The following is a 26436-nucleotide window of genomic DNA, read 5'->3' as shown; positions in this document are numbered from 1 at the left end:
GATTCTAGTAGAAGACTGACTTTTTTCCCTCCTACTTTTATATTTTTTTCTGGATACAAAAGGCATGGTGCAAATATAGTGTGAAGTTTTAAATTACATGTCTGAATGTCGCTCCCAGTAATTTTGCTCCTCTATTTCTTCTACTATTTTGAGATAATTGAAATATCTGAGCTCACTTATTTCACCGGACTGAACGGCCTCTTTAACTGCACACTTAGGCTCATTGAGATGCATGCAGTTTGAAAATTTACATCCTTCAGAAACCTCAAAAATTTCTTTAAAATTGTGCGCAACATCTAACGGCTCAAAATGAGAAAATGCAAGCGTTTTAATTCCGGGAGTATCAATAATTCGCGCACCATTGGACAACTCAAACATTTCAGCAAAAGTAGTAGTGTGCTGCCCCTTACCCGTATAGTCTGATATTTCCTCAGTTCGTAAATCAAGATCCGGATCTAAGGCATTAATTAATGTAGATTTTCCTACACCTGACTGACCTCCTATAAGTGTTGTTTTGTCTTTCAGACTGTCACGTAATTCATCTATACCATCATTTTTTTCAGCGGAGACAAGGAAACATTGATATCCGATATCTTCATAGATTTCCTTCAAATATTCATAGACATTTAAATCTCCTTCAGTATAGATATCCTTCTTATTGAAAACGAGAATAGTCGGAATGTTATAAGGTTCCATCATCATTAAATAGCGATCAATAAAGCCTTGTTTAAGTTTGGGTTGGCTGATGGTCATCACACAAATGGCCTGGTCGACGTTGCTGGCAATCAGATGCAGCTGATGCTTTTTTCTGGGACTTTGACGAAGCACGTAATTTTCACGATCTTTTATCTCAATAATATTACCCTTGCCTTCATCATCACCTTGTTCAAGAGTGATCAGGACTTCATCGCCTACCGCAACAGGATTGGTAATCTTAAGGTCTCCCAATCGAAACTTACCGACAATTCTGCATTGAACCCTTTCGCCTAGTTCCGTTTTTACATCGTACCAACTGCCTGTGGAACGATAGACGACACCTTCCAGGGTCCCTTTTGTCAAACCTTTATATTTTTAGAATGAACAGCAGCTGCCATTTCAGCAACCAGACCCGGATCTTGCTCTATAGCATTTCCTATGACAACGACATCTGCACCAGCTGAAACATTTTCAAAGGCTTTTTCCGGATTCCGGATCCCTCCCCCTGTAATAATGGGAATCTCGACAGAACCACGAACAGACTCGATCATGTCCTTGGAAACTGGATATTTTGCCCCTGAACCAGCGTCCAGGTAAATCGTTTTCATGCCCAGCATTTCGCCTGCAATTGCTGTGCAAACGGCGATGTCCACTTTATCCTTTGGAATAGGGTTAGTGTTGCTCATATAACTCACAGTTGTGCTTACTCCGCCATCAATATTCATATATCCTGTGGAGATGATCTCAAGAGGGCTAAGCTTTAGATATGGAGCTGAAATCACATGTGTGCCTATAAGCAGCTCGGGATTTCTTCCGGAAATCAGGGATAAAAATAAAATCGCATCTGCTTTGTAGCTCAGCTGCATGGAATTGCCGGGAAATAATATAAGAGGAATATCGCACTCTTTTTTAAGTCGAGCTAAGACAGCATCCAGTTGATCATTTACAATCAGACTTCCACCTATGAAAAAATAATCAATGTTATGATCCATGGCATTTTTCACAATATGCTCCATAGATGTGATCCTTAACTTATCCGGATCAATGAGGACCGCTAATTTCTTAAGTCCCTTCGATTTCGCCTCTACAAGATTGTTATAAATCATAAAAGAGCAAATATAAGAAAAAAGGCCCGCATCAAACGATGCAGACCTTTTCACTAGAAAAATAAACTGTATGGATATGTCTCTTGCGCAATTAAGACCAATTGGTCTTATTTCACGAAAGAATAGGTATCGTATTGATTTTCACCAGAAACGGCTACAGTATAAATACCAGCTGGTAGTTTAGAAATATCAAACCTTCTGTTAATACTGGTAATGCCCTTATAATTCTGAGTAAAGAAAACGCCATTACTATCACTGATGGTAACTTCTACTGCCCTACCTAGAGCTAATTGATTCAAGTCAATTCCATTCTCAGTTTTCTTAATGGTAGGTTTAAAAACCACCCCATTTTTGTCTTTTGAAATAGAAATGGACTGGTTAGTCACCACTAGTTTGTGAATGGCCTTTTTAGTGTCACTTTCGATGACCATATTGTAAGTTCCGTTCGGAAGATACTTTAGATTGTATTTTCTCCCTTCCAGATCTTTACTATTGAATTTTGTCCATATGTAAGATATTACCATAGGTATCTTTGATGGTAATATTAACATTGGTATTTGCCCAATCATTAAGATTGACGGCCAATGTTTTCTTTTCTACTAATTTGATGGTCGGATAAATGCTTGCAAATGAATCATTTGATGCACTAAACACCACCAATAAAACGATTAAACTTTTAATAATACTTTTCATGATTATAATTTTAATGATTAAATATCTGATACAAATATAAGGGCAATAAAGGCCTAAGTCTTTGCTATTTTTAGCATATATGTGTGGTATTTTATCAAAATATTAATATCTTACTATTATTAAGTATAATAAAAGAACATTGTAAATATAATGCACAGTATATAATTTGGACGTTATGAAAAAACACACGAACAAAGTTCAGCAAGATTATCATTCACCCATACTAGAGAAGGTGGAGCCCAATTTTGGTAATTCTTGGACCTATAAACTCTTTGAAGAAAGAAAACCTAATTCTCAACCCTTTTGGCACTATCATCCGGAAATAGAGCTGGTCTACTTAGAAAGTGGATCTGGTAAAAGACACATTGGTAATCACCTATCTTACTTTAATGATGGAGATCTGATCATGATTGGTCCTAATCTGCCTCATGTAGGATTTACAGATAGGCTCACGGGAGACGAGTCAGAAATTGTTGTTCAATTTCGTATGGACTTTCTCGGTGCAGATTTTTTTGATAATGTCGAAATGCAAGAAATTAGAGCGCTGTTGGAATTAAGTAAGTCTGGTATTTCATTTTACGGTAAGACAAAACATGAGGTGGGAATATTGCTTAAAGATTTCAATTGGGTGAAGATTAAGTTTGACCAATTACTCCAACTCTTGAGGATTCTACAAAATCTCGCACTGTCCGATGAGTATCATGTACTGAATGCCAATGATTCTGTTACCATGGTGATGAACCCCCAGGATAATGATCGGATGGACATCATCTATGATTACATAAGGGGGCACTTCGAGGAAAAGATTTATGTAGAGGATGTAGCGGAAACAGTGGCCATGACTGTTCCCTCCTTTAGCCGATATTTTAAGAAAATGGCAGGAAAAACATTTTCTGAATTCCTAATGAATTACAGAATTGTGCATGCCTCGAAATTGTTGGCGGAAGATCAATTGTCTGTAGCAGAGGTGTGTTTCTCTAGCGGCTTCAATAATTTTTCGCATTTTACAAAGTCATTCAAGAAAATCACAGGTAAGAGCCCTTCAGATTACAAGAAATCACTGTATAAAGTGGTTCGACTGTAATCACTGAGGAAAGGCGTTATTGTAAATATTAGAAGCTACGAGTGAAAATTACAGCAGATCAATTATATGAGAAATTGAATTATACGGACCTGGTCGCCCGTTTGAAGTCTGCATTTGCAAGCGATGATTATCAGATTCCGCAACGATTACATTTTGATTTGCCCCAGGAAAATACTTCTCTGATCATGCCCGCCTGGAACCATAAGTATTTTGGTTTAAAGCAAATTATTGCCTGTCCCGGAAATAAAGAAACGGACCTGCATACCATTCAGGGCAAGTTTGATTTATTCGATATTAAAAATGGCATTCACCTCGCTGAAATAGACGCCGGTGCACTCACTGCCATTAGAACTGCTGCGACCTCTCTTCTTGCCAGTAGTTTTTTTTGCAGTAATCCCAGGCAGCATCTGGTCATGGGCAGTGGGGTCATAGGCCATCACTTAATTCAAACTTATCGTTCCTTCTATGGCATTGAAACCTCTATGATTTGGAGCCGTTCATTGGATGGAGAATTTGATTTGAAGGAAGCAGTATACCATTCAGATATAGTGTCTTGTGCCACACTCGCCGAGGATCCTATATTAAAAGGAGTATGGTTGAATCAAAAGACCCATCTTGACCTTGTGGGTTCCTTCAAGCCTTCTATGCGGGAAGTAGACGATGATGCTGTAGTGAAGTGTGCAGTCTACATAGACGATTGGTCTGCTCTTAAAGAGACTGGAGATCTAGCCATTCCGATCCAAAAAGACATTTTAAAGAAAGAGGAGATCATGGGAACACTATTTGACTTATGTAAAGGAAGTGCCACACCCACTAACCACGGTTTGACCTTGTTCAAATCCGTTGGACACGCACTGGAAGATCTGGTTGCAGCAATATATTTTTATGAGCTGTACTTTTGATAAGCTTCTTCTATCTTCTTAGAAAGTTTTCTGTCTTTTTCAGTAACGGTATTTCCTTCATCGTGTGTAGTCAGGGTGATATTCACTTTATTGTAAACATTATCCCACTCAGGATGGTGGTTCATGGATTCTACATGCAGAGCGACCTCTGTCATAAAAGCAAAAGCCTGCTTGAAATCTTTAAATTCTAAACTGGCCTCTAACTTATTGTTATTTTCTTTCCACATAGTTTTTGTTTTTACAAGACATTCAGTGGACATTTTGTTCTATCGACCTTCCTTATAAGTGCTAGGACCGACAGTGAGCAGCCTATTTTCCCATTCAGTTCAGCGTTTTTACTATATAGCGCTTAATGTTCAAGATGGTAGTGCCTTTCCCTCTTTCTGTTTAAGTCAATGGTCGTATGAAAAAATTAGTGCTATTAGGTTTCCTATTTTATTTCTCCTTGGGAGTGTCAGGTCAAAACTTAAGTGCAAGTCATGCATGGGTCAGTGACAATGGTACATTAGCTGTTGATGTATTTGTAGACACGGAAAAGGATGAAGTAGTGTTGACACTAACTGGACCTGATCAATCCTGGTTTGCATACGGTTTTGGGGGAAGCAATATGGCCGGGACCTATGCCATTATCATGGAAAAATTAAATGGTGAAACGGTGGTTACGGAACGACACTTGGGCAATCACAATGAAGGTACAGCACTGGAAGGAAGGTTCAGTTTAATCTCAGAAACCGTCAATGACAATTCTAGAACGATTGTATTGTCACTTCCCATGACAGGCAGTGAACCCTATTTCAATTTTCCGTCTTCACCTCAAGCAGTTTCCATCATTAGCGCAACTGGTTTTGGTGGATCACTAGGTTTCCATACTGATTATTTGCAGGGGCCACAGGGCGGTATCAATGATTTAGAATTTTCTCAGGTGGTACCTGTAACTTGGTCATCTTTCAAACTGACAAGAGAGGGATATTATGCAGAAATACATTGGGAAACTGCTTCAGAAATCAATAATGAAGGCTTTTATATACAAAGAAGCCCTGATGGTCAGACCTGGATTGATCTAGGTTTTGTAAAGAGTAGAGGGCCACAGGGCTCAGTTTATCAGTTTTCAGATCTTCAGACCATACCCGGAGTTAATTATTATCGGCTGAAGCAAGTGGATCTAGATGGGACGATCACCTTTTCAGTCATAAAGAGTATAGAAATCCAGGGTACTGGAACTCCGGATGCAGTCGTCATTTACCCTAACCCTGCCAGTGATTTCCTGAGCCTCAACAATTCGACATCCAAAGGACCAAAGAGAATTCAGATCTACGATATGAGCTATCGATTGATATTAGACGATTATTGGCCCGAAGGTCAGGTTGATTTTCACATGGAAATCGGAAATTGGCAATCTGGACACTACCTGGTATCGGTCAAGCACAAAGATTGGACATATATCAATTATTTTATTAAGCTGTAAGATTTTAAGTTTGAACAATGAGTAAAAGAATCTTTTTGATCACTCTGCACGCTCGATAAATGAGAAGTATACAAGTTCCATTTACACCACCTTATATTCAAACAAAACATACTGCTATAGAGTGTTTTAGTGGCTTTTAATTATATTCACTCTCTCTTTAATGGAAAAATTTAGATTTTAATCAATGAAGTATTTAATCGCTGCATTTGCAGCATTGATTCTGACGATTTCTTGTTCAGAGCAAAAATCAGATCCCACTATTCTGGTGTTTTCTAAAACAGAAGGATTTCGACATGAAAGCATCGAAGCTGGAGTGGATGCCATCAAAAAATTAGGCGCAGAGAATGGTTTTAAGGTAGACCACTCAGAAGATGCCGCTATCATGACAGAAGACAGTTTGATTCGTTACGATGTCATTGTATTTCTAAACACAACTCAAGATATTTTAAACGAGGAGCAGCAATACGAATTCAAACGATTCTATCAGGCAGGTGGAGGTTTTGTGGGCATACATGCAGCAGCAGATACAGAATATGATTGGCCATGGTACGGTGAATTGATCGGAGGTTATTTCAATGGGCACCCTAACAACCCCAATGTTCGCAACGCAGATATTCAGGTGGTCGATGCTGGGCATCCTTCGTGTCAACACTTACCTGAAACCTGGAACAGAGACGATGAATGGTATAATTACAAGAATTTACATCCGGATATGAAAGTGTTGCTGAATCTGGATGAATCCAGTTATGAGGGCGGAACCAATGGAGATAGCCACCCCATTGCCTGGACCAGAGACCATATGTTCTATACAGGCTTGGGGCATACCGAAGAAACCTTTATGGAGGAAAACTTTCTCAAGCATTTACTCGGTGGTATTCAATCAGTCATGGGTGATGGACCTGATTACACCGCTGATGGCGTCGCACCCTCATTAAATAGGTTTCAAAAAGTGGTTTATGAGCAGAATCTCAACGAACCGATGGAGCTGGTGGTCCTGCCCAATGATGATATTATTTTCATTCAAAGAAAAGGAGACATCAAATATTACAGCAAGGAAGATAGGATTACCAAGACCATCAATGAGATCAATGTTCACACAGAATTCGAAGATGGTTTACTTGGAATTGCACTGGATCCTAAATTTGAACAAAATGCGTGGGTCTATCTCTTTTACAGCCCTAACATTGAAGAAGCTGTCCAACATGTTTCTCGCTTTAAATTCGAAGAGGGTAAACTCAATCTCGAGACAGAGCAGATTATAATCAAGATTCCGGTACAAAGGGAGGAATGTTGCCATTCAGGAGGTGCTTTGGAGTTTGACAGTAAGGGTAATTTGCTAATAGGAGTGGGCGATGACACGAATCCTCACGAGTCATCTGGCTATGCACCCATCGATGGTAGGTTAGGACGTCAACCATTTGACGCACGAAGATCTTCCTCTAATACCAATGACCTGAGAGGCGGCATTCTTCGGATTACACCTCAGGATGACGGTACCTATACCATCCCTGAGGGCAATTTGTTTCCAGCATCTGACAGCACAAAGGCAGAAATATATGTGATGGGTTGTCGAAATCCCTACAGATTTTTTGTCGATCCCAAAACGGACTTTCTGTATTGGGGAGATGTTGGTCCTGATGCCGGTGAAGACAGAGAGCGCAGAGGTCCCAAAGGTCATGATGAGGTCAACCAGGCCCGAAAAGCGGGATATTTTGGATGGCCATTGTTTGTCGCTGACAACAAAGCCTACCACCAATATGACTTTGAAAAAGATCTATCCGGTGACGAATACAATCCAATGATGCCTGTCAATCGTTCTCCCAACAATGATGGTAAGTTGGTACTGCCACCTGCTAACAATGCCTTCATCTATTACCCGTATGGAGAATCAGAGGTTTTTCCTTTGGTAGGAACAGGTGGACGAAATGCAATGGCTGGCTTTGTCTACCACTATGATGATTATCCTGCATCTGATCACAAGCTTCCCAGATATTACGACGGCAAATTGTTTATATACGACTGGATGAGAGGTTGGTTTATGGCGGTAACCATGGATGATGAGGGCAACTATGTTTCCATGGAAAGATTCTTGCCCAATCACAAGTTTTCTAACCCTACTGATATAGTTGTGGATGATGATGGTCGCATCTATATGCTGGAGTATGGAACAGCGTGGTTTTCAAAGAATGTAGATGCAAGACTGGTAGAAATAAAGTTTAGTGGCGGCAATCGGCCTCCAGTTCCTGAGGTGAAATTTGAGAAGACGATTGGGGCTGCGCCAATGGTAGCTGAATTCGACGCAAGCAGCACCATTGACTTCGATGGAGATGAGATAGAATATACCTGGAAAATCAATAATAAGAAGGTCGGCTCAGGCCCGATCCTGAAATACACCTTCGAGAATCCTGGGATCTATGTCGTGAGGCTTGAGGCCAGCGATGATGATGGAGGTATGGATTTCCACGAAGTCCAAATGATGGTTGGTAATGATAAACCTGAAGTGGCTATTGAGATCGAAGGAAATAGTAGTTTTTACTTCGGTCAGGAGCCCATAAATTATGTAGTAAGAGTCAATGACACTGAGGATGGTAGCATTGGAAATGGAATCGATCCTTCAGCAGTAGCGGTTAGTTTTGATTATCTGGAGACTGGTTTTGATCGGAATGAAATTGCCCTGGGTCATATGAGTCAGGTGGCATCCCATCCCGGAATGAAAGCCATGAAAAATTCTGATTGCTACACTTGTCATAAAAAGGGAGACCAATCAGTTGGGCCGACTTTTATTGAAATTGCCAATAAGTATCGCGAACAGGATGATGCTATGGCCTACCTATCTGAGCGAATCATCAAAGGTGGAGGAGGAGTTTGGGGAGATCAAGCCATGGCTGCCCATCCACAGTTGTCAGGAAACGAGGTAGCCATCATGGTGGAATATATTTTGGATTTAGAAGAGAAAATGGACGAGGATGTGCTGCCTCCTGAAGGTCAGGTGATTCCTGAAGTTCCATCCAACAAGGAACCAGGTGGTGTGTTTATTATGAATGCAACCTATGTCGATAAGGGAACACCTAAGGTCGCACCGATTTCTACTACAGAAACGAAGATGTTGCGGAGTTCAGAACTTCTTGCCATTGATTATGATGAAATTAAAGATGCCATGAAAATGGATCTGGAACCCGGAACCATACCAGGGATAGAGGAGAAAACAAGCATCCTCATTGGAAATCACAATTCGTATATCATGTATCGCAACATTGATTTTAATCAAATCAAGCAGGTGACCAGCTATGCCACGGTAAATCCAGATTACATGGCTGGGGGTACGCTAGAATTGATTTTAGATGATATCGATAATGAAGCGATAGGAAGTGCTGAACCGGAAGCCATCAGAAGTTTAAGACCGTCGGAGAATACCATGAATGTTGAAAATATTGATGGCATACACGATCTTTATGTCAAGTTTGTAAGCAAGGATCCAGCAAAACCGGCGATGGTACTTTCTCATCTAAAGTTTGAAAAATAATGGAACGGATTATCCAATGAAGTAATAAAGTGATCAAGTTGAGGCTAAAATTAATAAGAACCTTAAACGTAATAGTTCTACTATTATGTGGAATAGTAATGCTATTAGGAGTATTTTCCTGTGAAAAGGAGCACAGACTTGGTCAATTGTCCTTTCTTGACATTGGTGAGGATTCCATCTTGAATCATGTGTTTGACCAAGCTGAGAAGTATGAGTTGCAAATTCGATATGTGCAAATAGATCGGGCTGCAGACGGATCCATTGACCTAAAACCCTATGAATATAGGATAGATGAAGATCAATATTTCTATCCGGCATCCACCGTTAAAATGCCAGTGGCTTTCCTTGCATTGGAAAAATTAAACGAACTCTACCAGCAAGGTTATGATGTAAACTATCATACAGCACTTCAAATTGATGCGCCCAGAAGTCCCCCGCAGACCCCTGTAGTAGCAGACTCATCAGCTTTCGACAATGCAGCGAGTATTGGCCATTACATACATAAATTATTCGTAGTGAGCGATAATGATGCCTATAATCGACTCTTTGAATTTGTGGGACCACAAGAAATCAATCAGGATCTTCGAAGTAAGGGCATTTTTACCAATTCCAGAATTATCCACAGAGTAGGCGTTTCGGGATTTTCTCCCGAAGAAAACCGGCATACCAATCCTTTTAGATTTTATAGGGATGAAGAATTGGTTTATGAACAGCCTGCCAAATATATGGAGCGACAAGACTTCGAGCCTTTAGATAACACCTTGAAAGGGAAAGGGTATATCAATAGCGAAGGTATCTTGATCAATCAGCCATTTGACTTTAGTGAGAAAAATTTTGTGTCACTTAGGGACCTTCAGCAAAGTTTGATATCAGTAATGACTAAGGATGGACGATTTAATCTGAGGGAAGAAGATTATGACTTACTATATAAAAGCATGTCCATGTATCCGGGAGATTCTGAGGCACCTATATACGATACGCAAGTTGAAGTTTCAGGAGGTAGGTCAGAGCCTTACTACTATGATGGTTATGTGAAATTTTTTATGTTCGGCAATACCAAAGAAGATATTCCAGATCATATTAAAATTTATAACAAAGTGGGTTTTGCCTACGGTTACCTGACGGATTGTGCTTATATAGTAGATGCAAAAAATGATGTGGAATTTTTTCTGGCGGCTACGTTGCATGTCAATGAAAATGGGATTTATAACGACGGGATTTATGAATATGATAAAATCGGACTGCCATTTTTAGATAGACTTGGAGATGTTTTTTACCAGTATGAATTAAGCCGTAGGGTGTCTCAATAAAAGAAATTTCCAACTACGATTGTCAAACACCATAGGTCCTGGTTTTATACCCTCCTGACAATTAGCGAACACAAGAAAAACTACATTTTTAAACTTTTCCTATTTTAAAGGTCATAAAAGCAACACTAAACCACTCTTAATGAATAAGAGCCTCAATGAAGCCAACGCATTACTGGATCTAATCAGGTCAGGAAAGGAAGGACGAGACGAGGTGATTATTATGCTTTATAAAAATCCAAAGCTTCGCAATAGTTTTAAAAAGATGATTAGAAATGAGGGTTGGCCCAAGTCTGTTTTTAATGCGATTTATACTGATTCAATCATTGCATTTGCCCATTCTGTTATTCGAAGAAAAGAGTTTGAATTGAACTCTGACCTTTTCAACTACATTGTTGTCATTGGCAAAAGGGCATATAGAAAGCAGATCTCAAAAGGCTTAAACCATGATCCTTTAGATGATGTAATGGAGACCCCTGAATCAGAGGATCATGCACTCGAATTGATCATAGATAAAGAACAACAGTCGTTGATCAATCTGGTTTTATCTCGCTTGGGTAGAAATTGTCGTGAGGTACTGACCTATTGGGCGAGCAACTACAGTATGAAAGAGATTGCTGAATTGTTAGGTTATAAAAGTGATATGATGGCAAGAAAAAAGAAATATAAGTGTTTTCAAGAATTGCTGCAGTTGGTGAATGAACATCCCCATCTGGAAAAAATACTGAAGAATCATGGATAAGGTCGACAGAATACAAGCCTATCTGGATGATGAACTATCTGAATCAGATAAGGTAAAGTTTCAGAACGATATGAAGAAAGATGCCATTTTAAAAGATCAATATCAAAAGGCGCTGTTGGCACAAAAAATCTCGAAAGGATTACTAGAAATGGAGATGAGAGAAGTATTGGAGCAGCAAAAAGGGGGGATGAGTCGGCAGTGGATTTGGTTGGGTATTGCGGCGTTTCTTTTAATTTTTTTAGGTACTATTCTTGTTTGGTCAATGATAGACGAGACGCCTTCGATCTATGCGATGGAATATCGGGAGCCGATGTGGCCGGGAACGAGAGGTGGTGCTAATGAATTGGCAAGCATATTATCAGAATTCAGGAAGGGAGGTGATATTCAGGACCATAAGCTGGATATTGAAAACATTGCTGATCTGCCAGAGAATGAGAAAGACCTTTGGATCGCGGAAATGTTTCTAAAGAGAGGAGTTTATGATAGTGTATCGCTATATCTGCCGGAGTTTCCTTCAGATCATATCAAGTCAGACCGGGTGCGATGGATTGAAGACTTTCTTGAGCAGCAAAAGAATTAAAAGTAAGACCGCAATGCCGGCTATCCAATACAGCCAATTATGGTCCATATATAAAGGTCTATCGTTACCTGTAATGATCAATCCAGCCCAATAATAAGGATGCTTTCCTTCAATGGGATGAGCATCAATAAAATCCAATTTTGCTTTTCTGAGCGACTCTGACTTGCTTTCACCTTTTTTTAGATAACGATAAAAGTTAACAGTGATTTCCGAGGTTGATTGATCTGGTATGGACCAAAGACTGGATACGACAGCATTTGCTCCGGAAGCAAGGAAGTTTCGGGAAAGACTGAGGATACCTTCTCCGGTGTAGTTTTGTCCTGTATTGGTTTCGCAAGCAGAAAGGTATACCAGCTCTGCGTCTAATATCAGCGATTCAATTTCGTCAAAACTAAGTTTGCCATTCGTGAATCGGATATAAGATAAGCTTGGATCTTCATTGATGCCACGGGCATGTGTTGCTAAATGCAACAGATTGTAATGACTACTATTGGCAATGAATTGATCTTTTGTAGCATCGCCATTTGCGAAATAAAGGCTTTCCAGAAGGTCGCTGACTGCTTCACACTCTTGTTCTGCATAATCGAGTGGTAGCTCGCTAGGATCTTCAGAAGGTCGAAAAATGACAGGTCTGATTTCTTTTGGCGTGGTATGGCTTTTTAGATAATGGTAGATTTTTGCAGAAGGAACTCTGGAGAAAGCAAAGGTTTCCAGTAAAGGAATTTCATCATTGTTTTGTAAAGCATCAAGTGGCACCAGATTTAAAATGCCATCCGAAGAAATTAGTATGTTCTTCCTCCTAAGCTCTTGTAAAACCGGGTTCAATAATATCAAAAGTTGCTGCGAGGATGATTTATACTTAGTGCTATTATAATTGTCAATGTCATTGATCAATGTTTTGGCTTTTTTCTCAACTTCAGATGTGGGAAGAGAGATCAACTTTGTTCTGTGCTTATTGATAAGGTTGAAATAATAATTTCTGGATCCTGCGAAACATTGTATATGTTCATGTGCTTCAAGAATGCTTTGGTATTCAAAGACATCGAGATTGATATCGTTTCGCAAGGAAGTAATGTTCTGGTGCAGTTTTTCAATCTGATTGTTTAGTTCAAACAAACGATTTTGATTGATGATCGTCTCTTTTCCTTCTGCGATCTCTAATCTATACTGGCTTCTTAGTGCGGTAAGATATTTGTATCGTTGAACTTCCTCTTCATTATTTTGGGCTAGATTTTGACGTGAAAAGGCGGAAGCTTTATAAAGGCTTAATGCTTTGGTACATTCTAAGATCTGGAAGGTTAAGTCATCATTTTGGTACTTGTTGTCTTTAACTACTTCAAGGCCCAGCTCAAGGATTGGATAGAATTCTTGGACAAAATTGATGTGGTCTTTAAGAATGATAGCGTCTGAAAGTCTACCTTTCAGCTCGCTAACCAATTTGGCTACTGTATTTAGAACCTCATTGTCCTTGCCGATGCTTTTCAGATAGGCCACTTTTATCTTTGTAACTAAAATCATATCTCTTGACCAAATCGGACTTGTATTTCGTATGGAGTCAGAATAAGTCTCTGCCTGTTGGATAGCATGTAAAATCACAGATGTGTCTTGAGAAAAACGATTACTCGCTATGGAAAGATGATACCTTAATTTTTCATCATAGTTGGCAGAAATAGAGAATATGCCTTCCTTGGCTTTCTGATAATAATAATCAGAAGAGTCCAATTGCTCTGACTTTAAGAAATATTCAGCAAGCAGTAAATAAGTTTTGTTGTTTTGAATATGATCTGCTTCTTGCAGCTGACGTATAACATCAATTAAATATTCAGATCTTTCCATGAGCCCGTGCTGAATGGCAAAGTCTAATTCTTTTCGTAAATAAGAGATGTTGTGATAGTTGTATTTTGCTACCCAATCTGGTGTTTGATTTCTTAGTGTTTCTATAAAATTATCGCTTGAATTTCGGTAAAGTCTAAGCGCGTCTTCTTTATTTTCTAAATATTCCCATAATTCGGCTTTTCTTGCAAGAGGAGTTGCGATATGAGGAGGCAATTTTTGTTGCAATGCTCTTTGAATTTCTAGTCTTATGGCCTGATCTAAGTATTCTATAGCTTTGTTGTAATTAGATTTTAGTTTCTCTATGTCAGAAAGGATATACAATGCATAGAAATAGATTTGGAATATTTTTAGAGGTCGATCCACTGGACTTTCAATTTCAACCAGTAATTCTTCTAGCGTTTTTTTAGCCAGTGTGAGGTCGCCAATATTTTTTCTGAAGACACCTTGTTTTAATTTATAGTCTAATTGTTGATAGGTAGAATCATCAGGATTGGTATATGAAAAGTCGAGTAGCTTTTCTAAGACTTTCAAAGTCTGCTCTTGTTCACGAAAGTCAAATTCCTTGACTGCTAAGTCATATCTTCTGGACCAATGAGCGTACAGAGTATCAAGATATTCAAGACAGCCGCTGTTGCGCAAATAAACTTGAATATTGCGGTCCTCACCCTTTGAATAAATATACTGTTCTGCTCGTTGTCTTATTGTATTGCAGTCTTGACCAGCAAGTAGAACAGTACTACTTGAGATAAAGAATAAAAGATAGAAGCTAGTTAGAAGTTGCCTGGTTACCCCAAAATTTTTGCTTAAAGTTAAATGTTGTATTTAACTCAAGATCATCAATTTTATAATGGATCGTATAAATTCCTGGAGTATTTATTTCCTCTAGTGCTGGATTCATGTCAAACAATGGTCCTTTTGACTTGACTTCACGTGAAACATTACCATTTGGACCAATAAGGGTGACAGAAACTTTCAATGAGGGAACGAGGTTCATAACAATGAATGCTGCTTCACCACTCCACCAATCTCGTGGTTGATCCTCATCCTTGGAAGGTGGGCAAGTTTTGTAGAATTCTTCATGTTTACGGCTAATCCCTTCTTCGAATTCACTTAAATACTGTTGTCTTTGAGCATAAGTAAATCCTGTATTTGTCTCGGCAATCTGTTTGGCCTGGAGCAATGATAGTGCTGTTTCCTGATTTCTACAATAGTTGTTGATAAGGTCTTTATTGGCGTCATTCAGATCCATAAGCAAAGAATCCATAAAACTGATGTATCTCAAGTTCTCTCCGTTCATTTTATTAATAAATCGGTATTCGCCTTTTTCATCTAATAAATTCTCATTGATGTTTTCAATTTCAGGATCGCTGTAGTCAAAATCTGGATCAGTGGATGTTTCTGTGCCATCCACTGTGTTTCTATTTCCTATGAAATATCCAGCAATAATTCCAATGATGAGTCCAATGATAAATGCAATGATGGTCATTTCGTTTTGTTTTAAAAGGTTAACAGTGCAGCTTAGGGATGATGCCGCACCTAAAATAATGATTTCCCGTCATAAGGAGGATGGTAAACATATAAAAGTGACCCCATTGATCTAAACATCTATATTGAGAATGTAAAATATGGTCATCATAACCGCCCAGAACAGTTTGGCAATATAAAGTCATTAACTTAAATTAAACATCCTCAATTGGTTAAATAGAGAGAGTATTTCAGTATGTTTTAACTTGTTATTATGCTTAGAGCGATCCTTATTTATTTTTTGCCCTGCTAATCATTCAATGTGATTCTGAAGGAAGATGGAATGCGTACTCCCATCATGTATAAGTGGGAAGGAAAGATTGATCCAAAAATGGATGAAGAAACATTTACAAGCAGTCTTGATATCATTCCGACATTACTGGAATTGGTCGGCATACCAGTACCTGACTCCATAGATGGCATTAATATTCTGGACGAAGAGATCAGGCAAAAACGAATGCATTTCACGGGCGAAATCTATCAGCACGATTTTAATGAAATCAATGAAAGCTTAAACTACCAGATCGTTTATGCGCAACCTTATAAATTAATCTTACCAGATTCAATCAATAAGTCTGGAGAAGAAATTCAATTGTATAATGTTATCGAAGATCCTTTTGAGGAAAACGAACTTTCGCTAGTATTACCAGAAAAGTTGCGGGAACTTAGATCAGTGATTAAAAATTAACATAAGGCACATCGGGTAATTTTGTTTATCCACGCCCTATTTATACATTGCATCATGAGAAAAGATGAAGATATTCAAGCTTATCAGCAAGAATTTGAGAAAGCCATGGCCTCGCTTAATCCCATGCAAAGGGTTGCTGTAGAAAAAACCGATGGCGCTGTGCTGGTTGTTGCCGGACCTGGAACTGGAAAGACACAACTACTGGCAGCAAGAATAGGACACATTCTTCAACAAACCGATGCGCAGGCATCTAATATTCTGGCATTGACATTCACCGATGCCGGAGCTGTTGCCATGAGGAAAAGGTTGCTTAAGTTTATTGGTCCTGAAGCTTACAATGTTTCCATTTACACCTTTCATGCTTTTTGTTCTAAAATCATACAGGAAAATATTGAGCATTTTGGAGGATACTACGACCTGCAAGCAGTCTCAGAATTGGAACAAACAGAGATTATCAAAAAGATCATCGATGAATTTCCACCGGATCACACTCTGAAAAGATTCAAGGGTAATAAATATTATGAACGAAAGCCATTGATGGATTTATTTTCAGTTATCAAGCAGGAAGGTTGGGATATCAATCAATTAATCAGTCATTGTGAAGAGAAGATTGCAGTCATAGAGGATCCAACGAATGAAGATTATATCTACAAAAAATCAGGTAGGGGTTACAAGAAGGGTGAGCCTAAATTAAATGCCATTCGTAAAGATACGGCCCCTTTGCAAAAACTGATAGCCGGTCTTCAGGAATTTCCTAAATACCAAAAATTACTCGCAGCTCGAGAAAGATTTGACTACAACGATATGATTCTATGGGTGATTGAGAAGTTCCAGGAAAAACCTGAACTGCTACTGGAGTACCAGGAACGTTATCAATTCATTTTGGTAGATGAATACCAGGATACCAATGGTGCTCAAAATCAATTGGTAGATCTCCTGGCTTCTTACTGGGAAGACCCCAACTTATTTGTGGTGGGAGACGATGATCAATCCATTTACCGCTTTCAAGGAGCTAACATGGAAAACATTACTCAATTTGCGCAGAAGTATAATCCGGATATCATTGTTCTGGAAAACAATTACCGATCATCACAGGCTATACTGGATAGTGCAACTCGTCTGATCTCCAGAAATGAAAAGCGATTGGTTCATGAGTTTGATGGAAAGATCTCTAAAACATTGACAGAAAGTAGGGGCGATCAGGAGATTCAAGTTAAACCACACATCCAGGTTTTTCAGAACCATACTCAAGAAGAAATATTTATCGCTGATGAGATTTTAAAGCTTCGCGAAGATGATTATGATCTATCTGAGATAGCCATCATTTATACCCGACATAAACACGCTGAGAATATTGCGAAGTATCTTGAACTCAAGAACGTACCGATGAATATCAAGCGGAAATTGAATGTTTTGGATACGCCTGAAATTCATAGGATTCTGAATATTCTACGTTATGTTGAGCAAGAAGGCCAATTTCTGGATACGGCGAACCATCTACTTTTCGAAATATTGCACTACGAATACTTCGGACTTGTGCCCAGAGATATTGGAAAAGTGGCGGTATATTGTTCATGCAGATCCGACGATGACGAAGATGATCGGTCCTGGGATACGGTGTTATCTTCTCCTAAAATTTTAGAAAGTCTTCATCTGAAAGAACAGGAGAAGTTACAACAAACCTATGCGTTACTCCAGTCTTGGATAGGCATGTCTAAAAACATGACACTCCAGGTTTTGCTCGAGAAAGTACTGACATCTGGTAATATTTTAGATACCGTAATGAATTCTCCTGATCGAACATGGCGACTGCAATTGATCAATACTTTTTTTGATTTTCTCAAGCTTGAAAGTGCTAAAAAACCAGATTTGACTTTATCGGAGTTTCTGGAGTTCATCAACATCATGCACGATAATGATATTCGGCTACCTTTCGAAAAAATTGTGTCTAATGAAAATGGGGTCAATTTTATGACCGCTCATGGTTCTAAGGGACTAGAATTTGAGAGAGTCTATATCATAAAATCTGAGAGTAAGAATTGGGAGGCTAAACGTCCGAGCACGACTAAGTTCAAGTTTCCTAAAGACTGGATACCCGACTCGGAAGAGAACGATGAGCAGGATGACAGGAGACTTTTCTTTGTGGCAATGACAAGGGCAAAAGATTATTTATCCATTAGTTTTGCGGAGGCTGATGACGAAGGGAAAGCATTGGAGCCCTCTAAATTTTTGACTGAAATTCAACATGTGGATGAGTTTGAAAAAGTGACCATTGACAATGAAAAAGTGCTACAGTATAAGGCTGACCTGATGAGATACCATGAAAATGAAATAGACCTGATCGTTATAGATCTGGTAGATAGAATCCTGGAGAGCTTTAGTCTTAGTGTGACGAATCTGAATAAATACTTGAGATGTCCGCTCGAATTTTACTTTGAAGGGATTCTTAGAGTTCCGCAAGCTAGAAATGCCAATATGGGATTTGGTAAAGCCATGCATTATGCACTGGAGCAATTTTTTATAAAAATTGATGAGGATCCGGATCGAAAAATTCCAGCAATAGAAGAATTATTAAAGTTCTTCGAGAAGGGACTGGAAAGAACACGATCACACTATACAAAGAAAGAATATGAGGATCTATTGATTCACGGACGAAGTACTTTAGAGGGTTATTACAAGGAGTATCAAGTTGAGTGGACCAAACCGCTCCACTATAAAGTTGAATACAACATTGACTTGACTACGCACGAAGGAGTACCTATCAAAGGGGTTTTAGACAGAGTGGATATTTTTCAAAACCATCTGGAAGTCACCGATTACAAAACGGGGAGTTATGGCAATTCCAGGGATAAGTTGAAGCCTCCTGTGGGTGACGAAGACCTGGGAGGAGATTACTGGAGGCAAATAGTGTTTTATAAGATACTTTTAAATGCGGATGCGAAGCTTCCCAAGCCAATGAAATCTGGCACCATGGATTACTTGGAAGAGTATAACCACCAATTTAAAAAAGTACGTTTTGACGTAAGTGATTGGGAAATAGAAATGGTAGGCGAACAATTAAAATCCTCTTATATCAAAATCTTGAATAAGGAATTTACACCCGGTTGTGAAAAGGAGGATTGTAAATGGTGTAATTTTGTGAAAGATAACTTTAAGTTAGGAAGTACACTAGAAGACTTCGAAGATGAAGACCGTTAGTAGATCTTTTATAAAGTAATGGTAAAAGTAAATGTCGAACCTTCATTTTCTTTGGATTCAACTGAAATGTGTCCACCCAGATCTGTCACAATCTTTTGCACTATAGAAAGTCCTACACCTGTACTACTATAATCAGCTTCTTTGTCAGGAGTGACGGTGTAAAACAAGGAAAAAATCTTTTCCAACTCAGATTGAGGAATACCTCTTCCGTTATCCTTCACTGTGAAGGTCGCAAAATCATCTTTTACTTCAAGATCAATATCAATTTTACCTTCTTCCTTATCATTGTATTTCACAGCATTCCCGATTAAGTTGCTGAGCACTATCTGTAGGGCAGTCTTGGAAGCATTGATGACTGGCAGATTCTTAGGGAAATTTATTTTAATTCCTTCAGGAGGAGTTAATTGGAAAGCGATATCTTCCATGAGTTGATTAAGATCTACTCTTCCGACATCATGTTTTAGAAAATGCACCGTTTTACTATAGCTTAATACGCCATCTATATATTGGTGTGACTTATAAGCACTTTTGATAATATGATTAACATGTTCTTTTATTTCATCATTCAGATCGTCACCGAAATCTTCCAATATGATCTGGGCAAACATTCGCATGTTTCTAACTGGAGCCTTGATGTCATGTGCAACAATTTTTGAGAACTCTCGAAGATTATCCACTGTTCTTTCCATTCTCATTTTAGAAATGCTAAGCTCCTTAACCTTTTTATGTAATTTTAAAAGGTTCATGACCTGACGTCCAAGTATCTTCAGCGCTTCCACTTTTTCGGACGATAATGAATGTGGTTTTACATCCATCACACAGAGCGAGCCCAGGGGATATCCATTGTCTGTCACTAGAGGCACACCGGCATAAAAATCAATGTTGGGTTCGCCTTTAACAAACGGATTATCTTTAAATCGGGCATCTTCACGCATATTAGAGACGATCAGAGGCTGATTGGGCTCAAGAATGGTATAAGAGCAGAATGCATCCTGCCTGGGGGTTTCATTTACATCTGCTCCATACTTTGATTTGACCCATTGACGATCTTTATCTATAAGGGTAATAAGTGAAATTGGTGTTTCACATATCTTTGATGCGAGTTTGGTAATGTCGTCATAATCCTGTTCCGGTAAACTGTCCAGTATATGGAATGTCCTCAGTTCAGCATTTCTATCGTTCTCGTTTTCCGGTATCGGTGGTTTCATCTACTCTCGATTGTGAAATTTAAACACAAAACTAATTTAATTTTTCAATTTCATTCAATACTTGGTTTTCCATGTTCGAATTAGCGCAAAGCTGCATATATTTATTGTCTCTAAAAATTTATGATGAAGAAAACGCTACTTTTAACACTATTGTTCAGTGTGGGTCTCCTGCAAGCACAAGATCAGTCCTACTCCGGATTTTTTAACTTTGAGTGGAAAGATTCCACGGGTAAAATACTACTTGAGGTAGATAAATTGGATCAGGAATTTTTGTATGTCAATGCCTTGGCTGCGGGCGTTGGTTCCAATGACATTGGTTTAGACAGAGGTCAATTAGGCAATGAGCGAATAGTCAAATTTATTAAATCCGGAAATAAAGTTTTGCTGGTTCAGCCCAACTATTCTTACCGAGCAGAAAGTGACAATCCATCCGAAAGGAGAGCAATAGAAGAAGCCTTTGCACAATCTGTATTGTGGGGATTTAAGGTGGAGTCTCAGAAAGAGGGGAAATTAATGATTGATTTAACTCCTATGTTACTAAGTGACGCTCACAATGTAGCTGATCGTTTGAAATCCAGTAAGCAAGGAAGTTATAAAATAGATGCCTCGCGTTCTGCCGTTTATTTACCAAGGACCAAGTCCTTCCCGAAGAATTCAGAATTTGAAGCGATGATTACTTTTACGGGGAAGGCTGAAGGTGGTTATATTCGATCAGTTACACCATCATCTGAAGCAGTCACCGTTCGAATGCATCATTCATTCATCGAATTGCCGGACGACAATTATGAACCTAGAAAATTTCATCCTTTTTCAGGCTTTAATGTTCTGACCTACGCTGATTATGCAGTACCTATCTACGAAAGCAAGGAAAAGAAATATATCTATCGACATCGATTAGAGAAAAAGAATCCCGGAGCGGATAAAAGCGAGGCCGTCGAACCTATTGTATACTATCTAGACCCAGGAACACCGGAACCCATAAGATCTGCTTTGCTGGATGGCGCCAGATGGTGGAACCAGGCCTTCGAGGAAGCTGGTTATATTGACGCTTTTCAAGTAAAGATGTTACCTGACGATGCAGATCCCCTCGATGTTCGTTATAATGTTATCCAATGGGTTCATCGCTCCACACGGGGTTGGTCTTATGGAGCTTCTGTGTCAGATCCTCGCACAGGTGAAATCATTAAAGGACATGTGTCGCTTGGATCCTTGCGGGTCAGGCAGGATTTTTTAATCGCACAAGGATTGCTATCGCCTTATGGGAGTGATGACGGTAATCACTCACCGATGATGGAATTGGCATTGGCAAGACTACGTCAATTATCTGCACATGAAGTGGGACATACCATCGGACTTGCACATAACTTTGCAGCATCTTATAATGATCGCGCGTCAGTCATGGACTATCCACATCCGGTGGTTTCTATCGGCGAAAATGGAGAGATGGATCTCAGCGACTCGTATGCGGTTGGAATCGGAGATTGGGATAAAAGAACCATTCTATATGGTTACCAGGATTTTTCTGAGGAAATCAATGAAGAAAACGCATTGAATGAGATCATTAAAGAAAGCATCGATGAAGGCTTTCTCTTTATTTCAGATTCCGATGCCAGACCAGCTGGAGGAGCACATCCATATGGACATCTTTGGGACAATGGAGATTCTCCTATTGACGAACTTTCCAGATTGTCGATGTTGAGAAGCAAAGCGATGCAAAACTTTGGCCAAGCTTCTATCACTACAGGAACACCGTATTCTTATTTAGAAAATGTTTTGGTACCGTTGTATTTAGCACATCGATATCAAGTGGAAGCAGTTGCCAAGTTGATCGGTGGTGTTAATTATACCTACGCTGTAAAAGGAGATGCTCAGTCAATTATCAACGAAATGGTAGATCCTGCTATCCAAAAAGAGGCTATGGAAACGTTGTTATCGACGCTGGAGCCATCGTTTTTGGAGATACCCGAGCGTATATTAGAAAAATTACCTCCGCCAGCATTTGGATATCGCCGAAATCGCGAGACCTTTGATCGATATACATCTACGACATTTGATCCTATTGCGGCTGCTGAAGGAAGTGCGAATCACACGCTGGCATTTATGCTCAATGAGGACAGACTGACGAGAATTGTGCATCATCATGCAAGAAATGCTGATCAAATTTCCCTCAGTGGTTATTTGGAAAGTTTGTCCAATAGTATTTTCAATATGAGTGCTGCGAATGGAGTACAAGAGCAGATTGCCAACACTGTTCAGCGATTGTATGTGATGCATTTATTGCAGCATGCCAGGAATACCGGTGGGTTTGGTCAGGTGACTGCTGAGGCATTGGTAGCACTCGAAAAAGTTAATACCAGGAATCTTGATGTCAATTCGGCAAATGGGAAGTTGATCAGGAAAATGATTGATGATGGACTTGATTTATCTAAAGAATTGAAATTACCTAGCATGCCAGACATGCCTCCGGGATCACCGATAGGGTGTGACTAAACAAACAAACAACCATGAAAAAGCTAATTGTACTTTGCCTACTTTCATTTCCGGTCTTATTGTTGAGCCAGGAATGGTTTGAGGAAGGAGATCAATGGATACATCAAATTCCGTATGGCTATTTCGGTGGTGTAAGTGGATTTGAATCCATTACAGTCAATGGCGACACCGTCTTAAGCGGAGAGAATTATAAAATTTTAGAAGGGGTCAAAGCTCTGTATGTCATTGCAGGTGATACTTTATTTGAAAAATCGCCGAAATACTTTTTGAGAGAAAGTAAAGACAGTGTTTTTCACTTTTATAAAGGTAAAGAACATTTGATCTATGATTTTACCATGGAAGTAGGAGACTCTATCAAATGGTTTGGTGATGAAATAGACCCCAATTGTCCAGCGATATTTAAGATAGATTCAATTTTCACTACAATGGTTGATGGCATTGAGGTCATGGTGCAACAAGGTGTCGTGAGAAAAGAATATGCCTATGCACCAAGAGGTTTGAGAATATACAAAGGAATAGGAGTTGTTCAGTCAAAGTTTAATTATGAAGGTGCTTCATGGAATGTCTTTGGTTTTCTATTACCAAGTCAAGGCATCACCTGTTTACTGGATTACTCACCTCCTTATCTGTGCAACTTTGTAAGGGATAGCATCAATTTAAAAGAGGCTGATCTATGCTATGAAATTTCAGCTTCTAATCATCAATGGATTTCGTCAGGCGGAAAATGGGTATACACATTTGGAGGCGGTCTCAGTCCTACTACCCATGCAAGAGTGCTAGAATGGATATATCCTAGCGATACGATCATCAATGAGACACCATTTTATAAGCTGTCTAATACCGTGGTATCTTTAAAAGGTGAAAGTGAATTGGTTTATGCCAAAAAACAGCCTTACCTTTTACGACAGAAGGGTCGGAAATTATATTATTGGACAGGAGATACTTCACATCTTGTGTATGATTTCGACATGAGGATTGGAGATACATTAGAATATCATCCCTTGGTCCTTGATGAATTTCCAGACCCGGAGAATTGCCGAAGTTATTTTGTTTTGGATAGTGTTAGAATAGATAGAAAACATTATCCTCCGATTCAAGTCCAGATGGGACGAATAGTAAGTGAATTTTGGGGATCTTTCCAGTTTGTTGAAATCTACGAGTCAATTGGAATCGTTCGTAGACGCCATAAAGTCAATGATAGTTGGTTACCAGGTCAATTCTTGATCCCTGAGATGGATATGTCTTGTTTTTTTTGCGACTGTGAAGGACAAGGGGATTTTTGCAGTTATGAGGGCAGCTTAGACTCTTCAATTCCAAGCAATCCTGATGATGCCAATTGTTTTGATTTGGTGTCTTCGACTTCACCAGGTAGCCTCACCATTCCTAAAATCAATTTGCTTCAAAATCCTGTTGAAGATATATTGATTTTAGAAGGAGACATTCATGATTTTGATGATTATCAAATATTTTCCATCAATGGTAGATTTTTGCTCGATGGAAAGATGAATGGAAAGACTATTGACATACAAAACTTAAATCCCGGAATATATCTTCTAGGAATCAACGGGAACCAAAGACCTCCCACTACCCTAAAGTTTATTAAAGTATAAAATCGCTCAAGGCTAGAGTTTCCTGCAACTCCTTCGAAACCGGAAACCCACCAACAATCCTGGTATTTGGCCAATCACTTCTTTGATACCTTTGATCTTCAATCCAAATTTTAAAATGATCCTGTTAATCTCTAAGCTGACGTTGACAGTAGTTTAGAGTGGAAGTAGTCAGATCGTGTTAAATCTAATCATCATAAATTTTACAATGTTGAGAAGAGAAAAGGTTAAAAATTGGGGTTCTTCAGGTAACTTTTCGAAGAGAAATGCTATGTGTTTTAAACGTGAGCTATGATTCGAACCGTACTAGTTTTACTTTTTTATGCCAATGTTGGCTGTCAGGCTCAATCGATCAGTGCAGGATATCTCGGAAATAATCTCTTGAATCCGGGAGCGTATTTAGATTTAGAATTAGCGCTGGGATCATATCACCAGGTGTCTGAGATTGGATTTTACATTGATCCAAACACCCATTCTGCAAGTTTTGTTGAAATAGGAGTAGGACTACAAAAAGGCAAATGGCAGGCATCAGTTCTACCTTTAGGAGTTTTTAGAACCATACTTAATCGGACTTATACGGTAAATGCTAATGGGTCGGTGAAAGAAGCCTCTGTTTTGCAAGGTCATTGGTATTACAGTCCGGGATTGTCGATAGGAAGAACATGGCTTTCCGCCGGAAGATTAAAAACGAAACTCCAACTCCTTGTTCTATCGCCTTATAATTTTGGGGTTATGCCCCATGTAAACGTTACAATTGGATATAAAATTTGGGAACGATGAGGTACTGTATATTTATAATGTCCGTCATCTTGGCTTTGGCTTGTGAAAAATCATCGGACGAGTATATAAATGATGATTTTCATGTTCAACATGCAGGGGCTGATTTGCCTGTTCATGTAAGAGGTAATGCAGGAGCAAATGTTTTAATATTGATGCTTCATGGAGCAGGTAGTTTTGGATTGTCGTTTCGCGATAAATCATTTGTAAGTGAACTGGAGTCCAGATATGCCGTAGCCTATTTCGATCAGCGCGGCGCTGGTATGGCTCAACAGAATTCCCAAAAGCCGGAAGAAATCATCAAAGTTATGTTGGAGGACATCGAAGCTGTATATAGTGTGCTTAAGCATAAATATGGTAGTGATTTGAAAGTTTTTCTGGCAGGCCATAGCTGGGGAGGTTTGCAAAGTGGGCTTGTGGTTCTTCGCGACAATATCGACTTGAAAGGTTGGATCAATATAGATGGTGTTCTGAACCTGACTTCCATTGCAGCTGACCGTAAAAAATTGATTTTAGACATTGCTGAACAACAATTGGATATCAGTTTCTTTCAGGATGAATGGCAATTGTTGCTGGAGAAAACGGAAGTCTCTGAAACATATGATGAAATCTTAGGATTGCTGAGCTCATTTTTTGAACTGGTGCGAAAGGATGAACTGGTTTCCAATGTAAGTTCATCAGCGAAAATCATGAATACATTGGTCCACAACAATCCATTACATTGGTGGACTAATAATCACTTTTTCCGACCAGTCGAGGAGGCGATAGAACGAGGTTTATCCATTGAGCAGAGAGCGGATGAGATTCAAATACCAGTCTTATTCATTTATGGCAAATACGATGGAAGTGCTCCACTTTCCAATGGTTTGGAATCATTTTCTTCCATTCCTCATCATGAGAAAAACTTTGTAATTTTTGAAAGATCGTTGCATCATCCATTTGATTCCGAGCCAATAAAATTTGGGGAAGAAATGATGGAGTTTGTAGAGAAGTATAAGTGAAAGCGATAA

21 protein-coding genes are annotated in these 26436 nt (G+C 39.2%); 13 read left to right on the top strand and 8 right to left on the bottom strand.

Annotated features, from left to right (window positions below; all coding sequences use genetic code 11):
- Nucleotides 1-93 precede the first annotated feature (93 nt).
- From rsgA to L2567_RS12440, 4 genes are all read right to left on the bottom strand, one after another.
- Entirely contained in the window at nucleotides 94-1059 is a 966-nt protein-coding gene (gene rsgA, locus L2567_RS12455; RefSeq protein WP_235298110.1) for a ribosome small subunit-dependent GTPase A, read from the bottom strand.
- Nucleotides 1056-1802, bottom strand: a complete 747-nt coding sequence (locus tag L2567_RS12450; protein ID WP_235298109.1) for a geranylgeranylglyceryl/heptaprenylglyceryl phosphate synthase — start codon at nucleotides 1800-1802, stop codon at nucleotides 1056-1058. The genes rsgA and L2567_RS12450 overlap by 4 nt, the downstream gene beginning before the upstream one ends.
- Before the next feature lie 107 nt (nucleotides 1803-1909).
- Nucleotides 1910-2326, bottom strand: coding sequence for a T9SS type A sorting domain-containing protein (locus tag L2567_RS12445; protein WP_235298108.1), 417 nt, complete (start codon nucleotides 2324-2326; stop codon nucleotides 1910-1912).
- Nucleotides 2292-2495 carry a hypothetical protein gene (locus L2567_RS12440; protein WP_235298107.1) on the bottom strand — a complete coding sequence of 68 codons (204 nt, stop codon included), beginning with the start codon at nucleotides 2493-2495 and terminating at the stop codon, nucleotides 2292-2294. Before L2567_RS12440 ends, L2567_RS12445 begins: the two co-directional genes overlap by 35 nt.
- Before the next feature lie 175 nt (nucleotides 2496-2670).
- Here L2567_RS12440 and L2567_RS12435 point away from each other — a divergent pair, with 175 nt between their 5' ends.
- On the top strand, nucleotides 2671-3579 hold the full coding sequence (locus L2567_RS12435) for a helix-turn-helix domain-containing protein (RefSeq protein ID WP_235298106.1): 909 nt from the start codon (nucleotides 2671-2673) through the stop codon (nucleotides 3577-3579).
- A gap of 41 nt (nucleotides 3580-3620) precedes the next feature.
- Nucleotides 3621-4481, top strand: coding sequence for a hypothetical protein (locus tag L2567_RS12430; RefSeq protein ID WP_235298105.1), 861 nt, complete (start codon nucleotides 3621-3623; stop codon nucleotides 4479-4481).
- On the opposite strand, the gene L2567_RS12425 is transcribed toward L2567_RS12430, so the two are convergent.
- Nucleotides 4463-4708, bottom strand: a complete 246-nt coding sequence (locus tag L2567_RS12425) for a 4a-hydroxytetrahydrobiopterin dehydratase (protein ID WP_235298104.1) — start codon at nucleotides 4706-4708, stop codon at nucleotides 4463-4465. The genes L2567_RS12430 and L2567_RS12425 overlap by 19 nt on opposite strands.
- A gap of 176 nt (nucleotides 4709-4884) precedes the next feature.
- Between L2567_RS12425 and L2567_RS12420 the strand changes: the two genes are divergently transcribed.
- The 5 genes from L2567_RS12420 (at nucleotide 4885) to L2567_RS12400 (ending at nucleotide 12098) form a co-directional block, all read left to right on the top strand.
- The gene (locus L2567_RS12420) at nucleotides 4885-5946 is read left to right on the top strand and encodes a T9SS type A sorting domain-containing protein (protein ID WP_235298103.1); all 1062 of its coding nucleotides are present in this window, start codon (nucleotides 4885-4887) and stop codon (nucleotides 5944-5946) included.
- Nucleotides 5947-6130: 184 nt separating this feature from the next.
- Entirely contained in the window at nucleotides 6131-9469 is a 3339-nt protein-coding gene (locus L2567_RS12415) for a ThuA domain-containing protein (RefSeq protein ID WP_235298102.1), read from the top strand.
- 98 nt (nucleotides 9470-9567) lie between these two features.
- Nucleotides 9568-10779, top strand: coding sequence for a serine hydrolase (locus tag L2567_RS12410; protein WP_235298101.1), 1212 nt, complete (start codon nucleotides 9568-9570; stop codon nucleotides 10777-10779).
- 139 nt (nucleotides 10780-10918) lie between these two features.
- Nucleotides 10919-11518: a sigma-70 RNA polymerase sigma factor region 4 domain-containing protein gene (locus L2567_RS12405; RefSeq protein WP_235298100.1), complete on the top strand. Its 600-nt coding sequence runs from the start codon at nucleotides 10919-10921 to the stop codon at nucleotides 11516-11518.
- On the top strand, nucleotides 11511-12098 hold the full coding sequence (locus L2567_RS12400) for a hypothetical protein (protein ID WP_235298099.1): 588 nt from the start codon (nucleotides 11511-11513) through the stop codon (nucleotides 12096-12098). The genes L2567_RS12405 and L2567_RS12400 overlap by 8 nt, the downstream gene beginning before the upstream one ends.
- On the opposite strand, the gene L2567_RS12395 is transcribed toward L2567_RS12400, so the two are convergent.
- A complete protein-coding gene (locus L2567_RS12395; protein WP_235298098.1) occupies nucleotides 12048-14573 on the bottom strand; it encodes a CHAT domain-containing protein in 2526 nt (841 codons plus the stop codon). The two genes, L2567_RS12400 and L2567_RS12395, sit on opposite strands and share 51 nt — an antisense overlap.
- Nucleotides 14574-14700: 127 nt before the next feature.
- A complete protein-coding gene (locus L2567_RS12390) occupies nucleotides 14701-15420 on the bottom strand; it encodes a hypothetical protein (RefSeq protein ID WP_235298097.1) in 720 nt (239 codons plus the stop codon).
- A 300-nt stretch (nucleotides 15421-15720) separates the two neighbouring features.
- Between L2567_RS12390 and L2567_RS12385 the strand changes: the two genes are divergently transcribed.
- Nucleotides 15721-16146 (top strand): sulfatase/phosphatase domain-containing protein, encoded by a 426-nt coding sequence (locus L2567_RS12385; RefSeq protein WP_235298096.1) that lies wholly within the window; start codon nucleotides 15721-15723, stop codon nucleotides 16144-16146.
- A 54-nt stretch (nucleotides 16147-16200) separates the two neighbouring features.
- Nucleotides 16201-19344, top strand: a complete 3144-nt coding sequence (locus tag L2567_RS12380) for an ATP-dependent helicase (RefSeq protein ID WP_235298095.1) — start codon at nucleotides 16201-16203, stop codon at nucleotides 19342-19344.
- 8 nt (nucleotides 19345-19352) lie between these two features.
- On the opposite strand, the gene L2567_RS12375 is transcribed toward L2567_RS12380, so the two are convergent.
- The gene (locus tag L2567_RS12375) at nucleotides 19353-20552 is read right to left on the bottom strand and encodes a GAF domain-containing sensor histidine kinase (protein ID WP_235298094.1); all 1200 of its coding nucleotides are present in this window, start codon (nucleotides 20550-20552) and stop codon (nucleotides 19353-19355) included.
- 123 nt (nucleotides 20553-20675) lie between these two features.
- On the opposite strand from L2567_RS12375, the gene L2567_RS12370 reads away from it, so the two are divergent.
- From L2567_RS12370 to L2567_RS12355, 4 genes are all read left to right on the top strand, one after another.
- A complete protein-coding gene (locus L2567_RS12370) occupies nucleotides 20676-23042 on the top strand; it encodes a zinc-dependent metalloprotease (protein ID WP_235298093.1) in 2367 nt (788 codons plus the stop codon).
- A 14-nt stretch (nucleotides 23043-23056) separates the two neighbouring features.
- Nucleotides 23057-24652 (top strand): T9SS type A sorting domain-containing protein, encoded by a 1596-nt coding sequence (locus L2567_RS12365; RefSeq protein WP_235298092.1) that lies wholly within the window; start codon nucleotides 23057-23059, stop codon nucleotides 24650-24652.
- A gap of 288 nt (nucleotides 24653-24940) precedes the next feature.
- On the top strand, nucleotides 24941-25429 hold the full coding sequence (locus L2567_RS12360) for a hypothetical protein (protein ID WP_235298091.1): 489 nt from the start codon (nucleotides 24941-24943) through the stop codon (nucleotides 25427-25429).
- Nucleotides 25426-26427, top strand: a complete 1002-nt coding sequence (locus L2567_RS12355) for an alpha/beta fold hydrolase (protein WP_235298090.1) — start codon at nucleotides 25426-25428, stop codon at nucleotides 26425-26427. The genes L2567_RS12360 and L2567_RS12355 overlap by 4 nt, the downstream gene beginning before the upstream one ends.
- Nucleotides 26428-26436 lie beyond the last annotated feature (9 nt).

This window comes from Portibacter marinus, from assembly GCF_021533195.1.
GTDB lineage: Bacteria > Bacteroidota > Bacteroidia > Chitinophagales > Saprospiraceae > Portibacter > Portibacter marinus.
Note: the sequence above shows the minus strand (reverse complement) of the source record. Positions and strands in the feature narration are given on the sequence as shown.

What these genes read in the sequence shown, in the direction of transcription:
- L2567_RS12380 (WP_235298095.1), top strand. Translation starts at nt 16,201, where the DNA reads ATGAGAAAAGATGAAGATATTCAAGCTTATCAGCAAGAATTTGAGAAA.
- L2567_RS12375 (WP_235298094.1), bottom strand. Translation starts at nt 20,552, where the DNA reads ATGAAACCACCGATACCGGAAAACGAGAACGATAGAAATGCTGAACTG.
- L2567_RS12400 (WP_235298099.1), top strand. Translation starts at nt 11,511, where the DNA reads ATGGATAAGGTCGACAGAATACAAGCCTATCTGGATGATGAACTATCT.
- L2567_RS12410 (WP_235298101.1), top strand. Translation starts at nt 9,568, where the DNA reads ATGCTATTAGGAGTATTTTCCTGTGAAAAGGAGCACAGACTTGGTCAA.
- L2567_RS12435 (WP_235298106.1), top strand. Translation starts at nt 2,671, where the DNA reads ATGAAAAAACACACGAACAAAGTTCAGCAAGATTATCATTCACCCATA.
- L2567_RS12440 (WP_235298107.1), bottom strand. Translation starts at nt 2,495, where the DNA reads ATGAAAAGTATTATTAAAAGTTTAATCGTTTTATTGGTGGTGTTTAGT.
- L2567_RS12425 (WP_235298104.1), bottom strand. Translation starts at nt 4,708, where the DNA reads ATGTGGAAAGAAAATAACAATAAGTTAGAGGCCAGTTTAGAATTTAAA.
- L2567_RS12370 (WP_235298093.1), top strand. Translation starts at nt 20,676, where the DNA reads ATGAAGAAAACGCTACTTTTAACACTATTGTTCAGTGTGGGTCTCCTG.
- L2567_RS12365 (WP_235298092.1), top strand. Translation starts at nt 23,057, where the DNA reads ATGAAAAAGCTAATTGTACTTTGCCTACTTTCATTTCCGGTCTTATTG.
- L2567_RS12355 (WP_235298090.1), top strand. Translation starts at nt 25,426, where the DNA reads ATGAGGTACTGTATATTTATAATGTCCGTCATCTTGGCTTTGGCTTGT.
- L2567_RS12415 (WP_235298102.1), top strand. Translation starts at nt 6,131, where the DNA reads ATGAAGTATTTAATCGCTGCATTTGCAGCATTGATTCTGACGATTTCT.
- L2567_RS12420 (WP_235298103.1), top strand. Translation starts at nt 4,885, where the DNA reads ATGAAAAAATTAGTGCTATTAGGTTTCCTATTTTATTTCTCCTTGGGA.
- L2567_RS12390 (WP_235298097.1), bottom strand. Translation starts at nt 15,420, where the DNA reads ATGACCATCATTGCATTTATCATTGGACTCATCATTGGAATTATTGCT.
- L2567_RS12445 (WP_235298108.1), bottom strand. Translation starts at nt 2,326, where the DNA reads ATGGTAATATCTTACATATGGACAAAATTCAATAGTAAAGATCTGGAA.
- L2567_RS12450 (WP_235298109.1), bottom strand. Translation starts at nt 1,802, where the DNA reads ATGATTTATAACAATCTTGTAGAGGCGAAATCGAAGGGACTTAAGAAA.
- L2567_RS12405 (WP_235298100.1), top strand. Translation starts at nt 10,919, where the DNA reads ATGAATAAGAGCCTCAATGAAGCCAACGCATTACTGGATCTAATCAGG.
- L2567_RS12360 (WP_235298091.1), top strand. Translation starts at nt 24,941, where the DNA reads ATGATTCGAACCGTACTAGTTTTACTTTTTTATGCCAATGTTGGCTGT.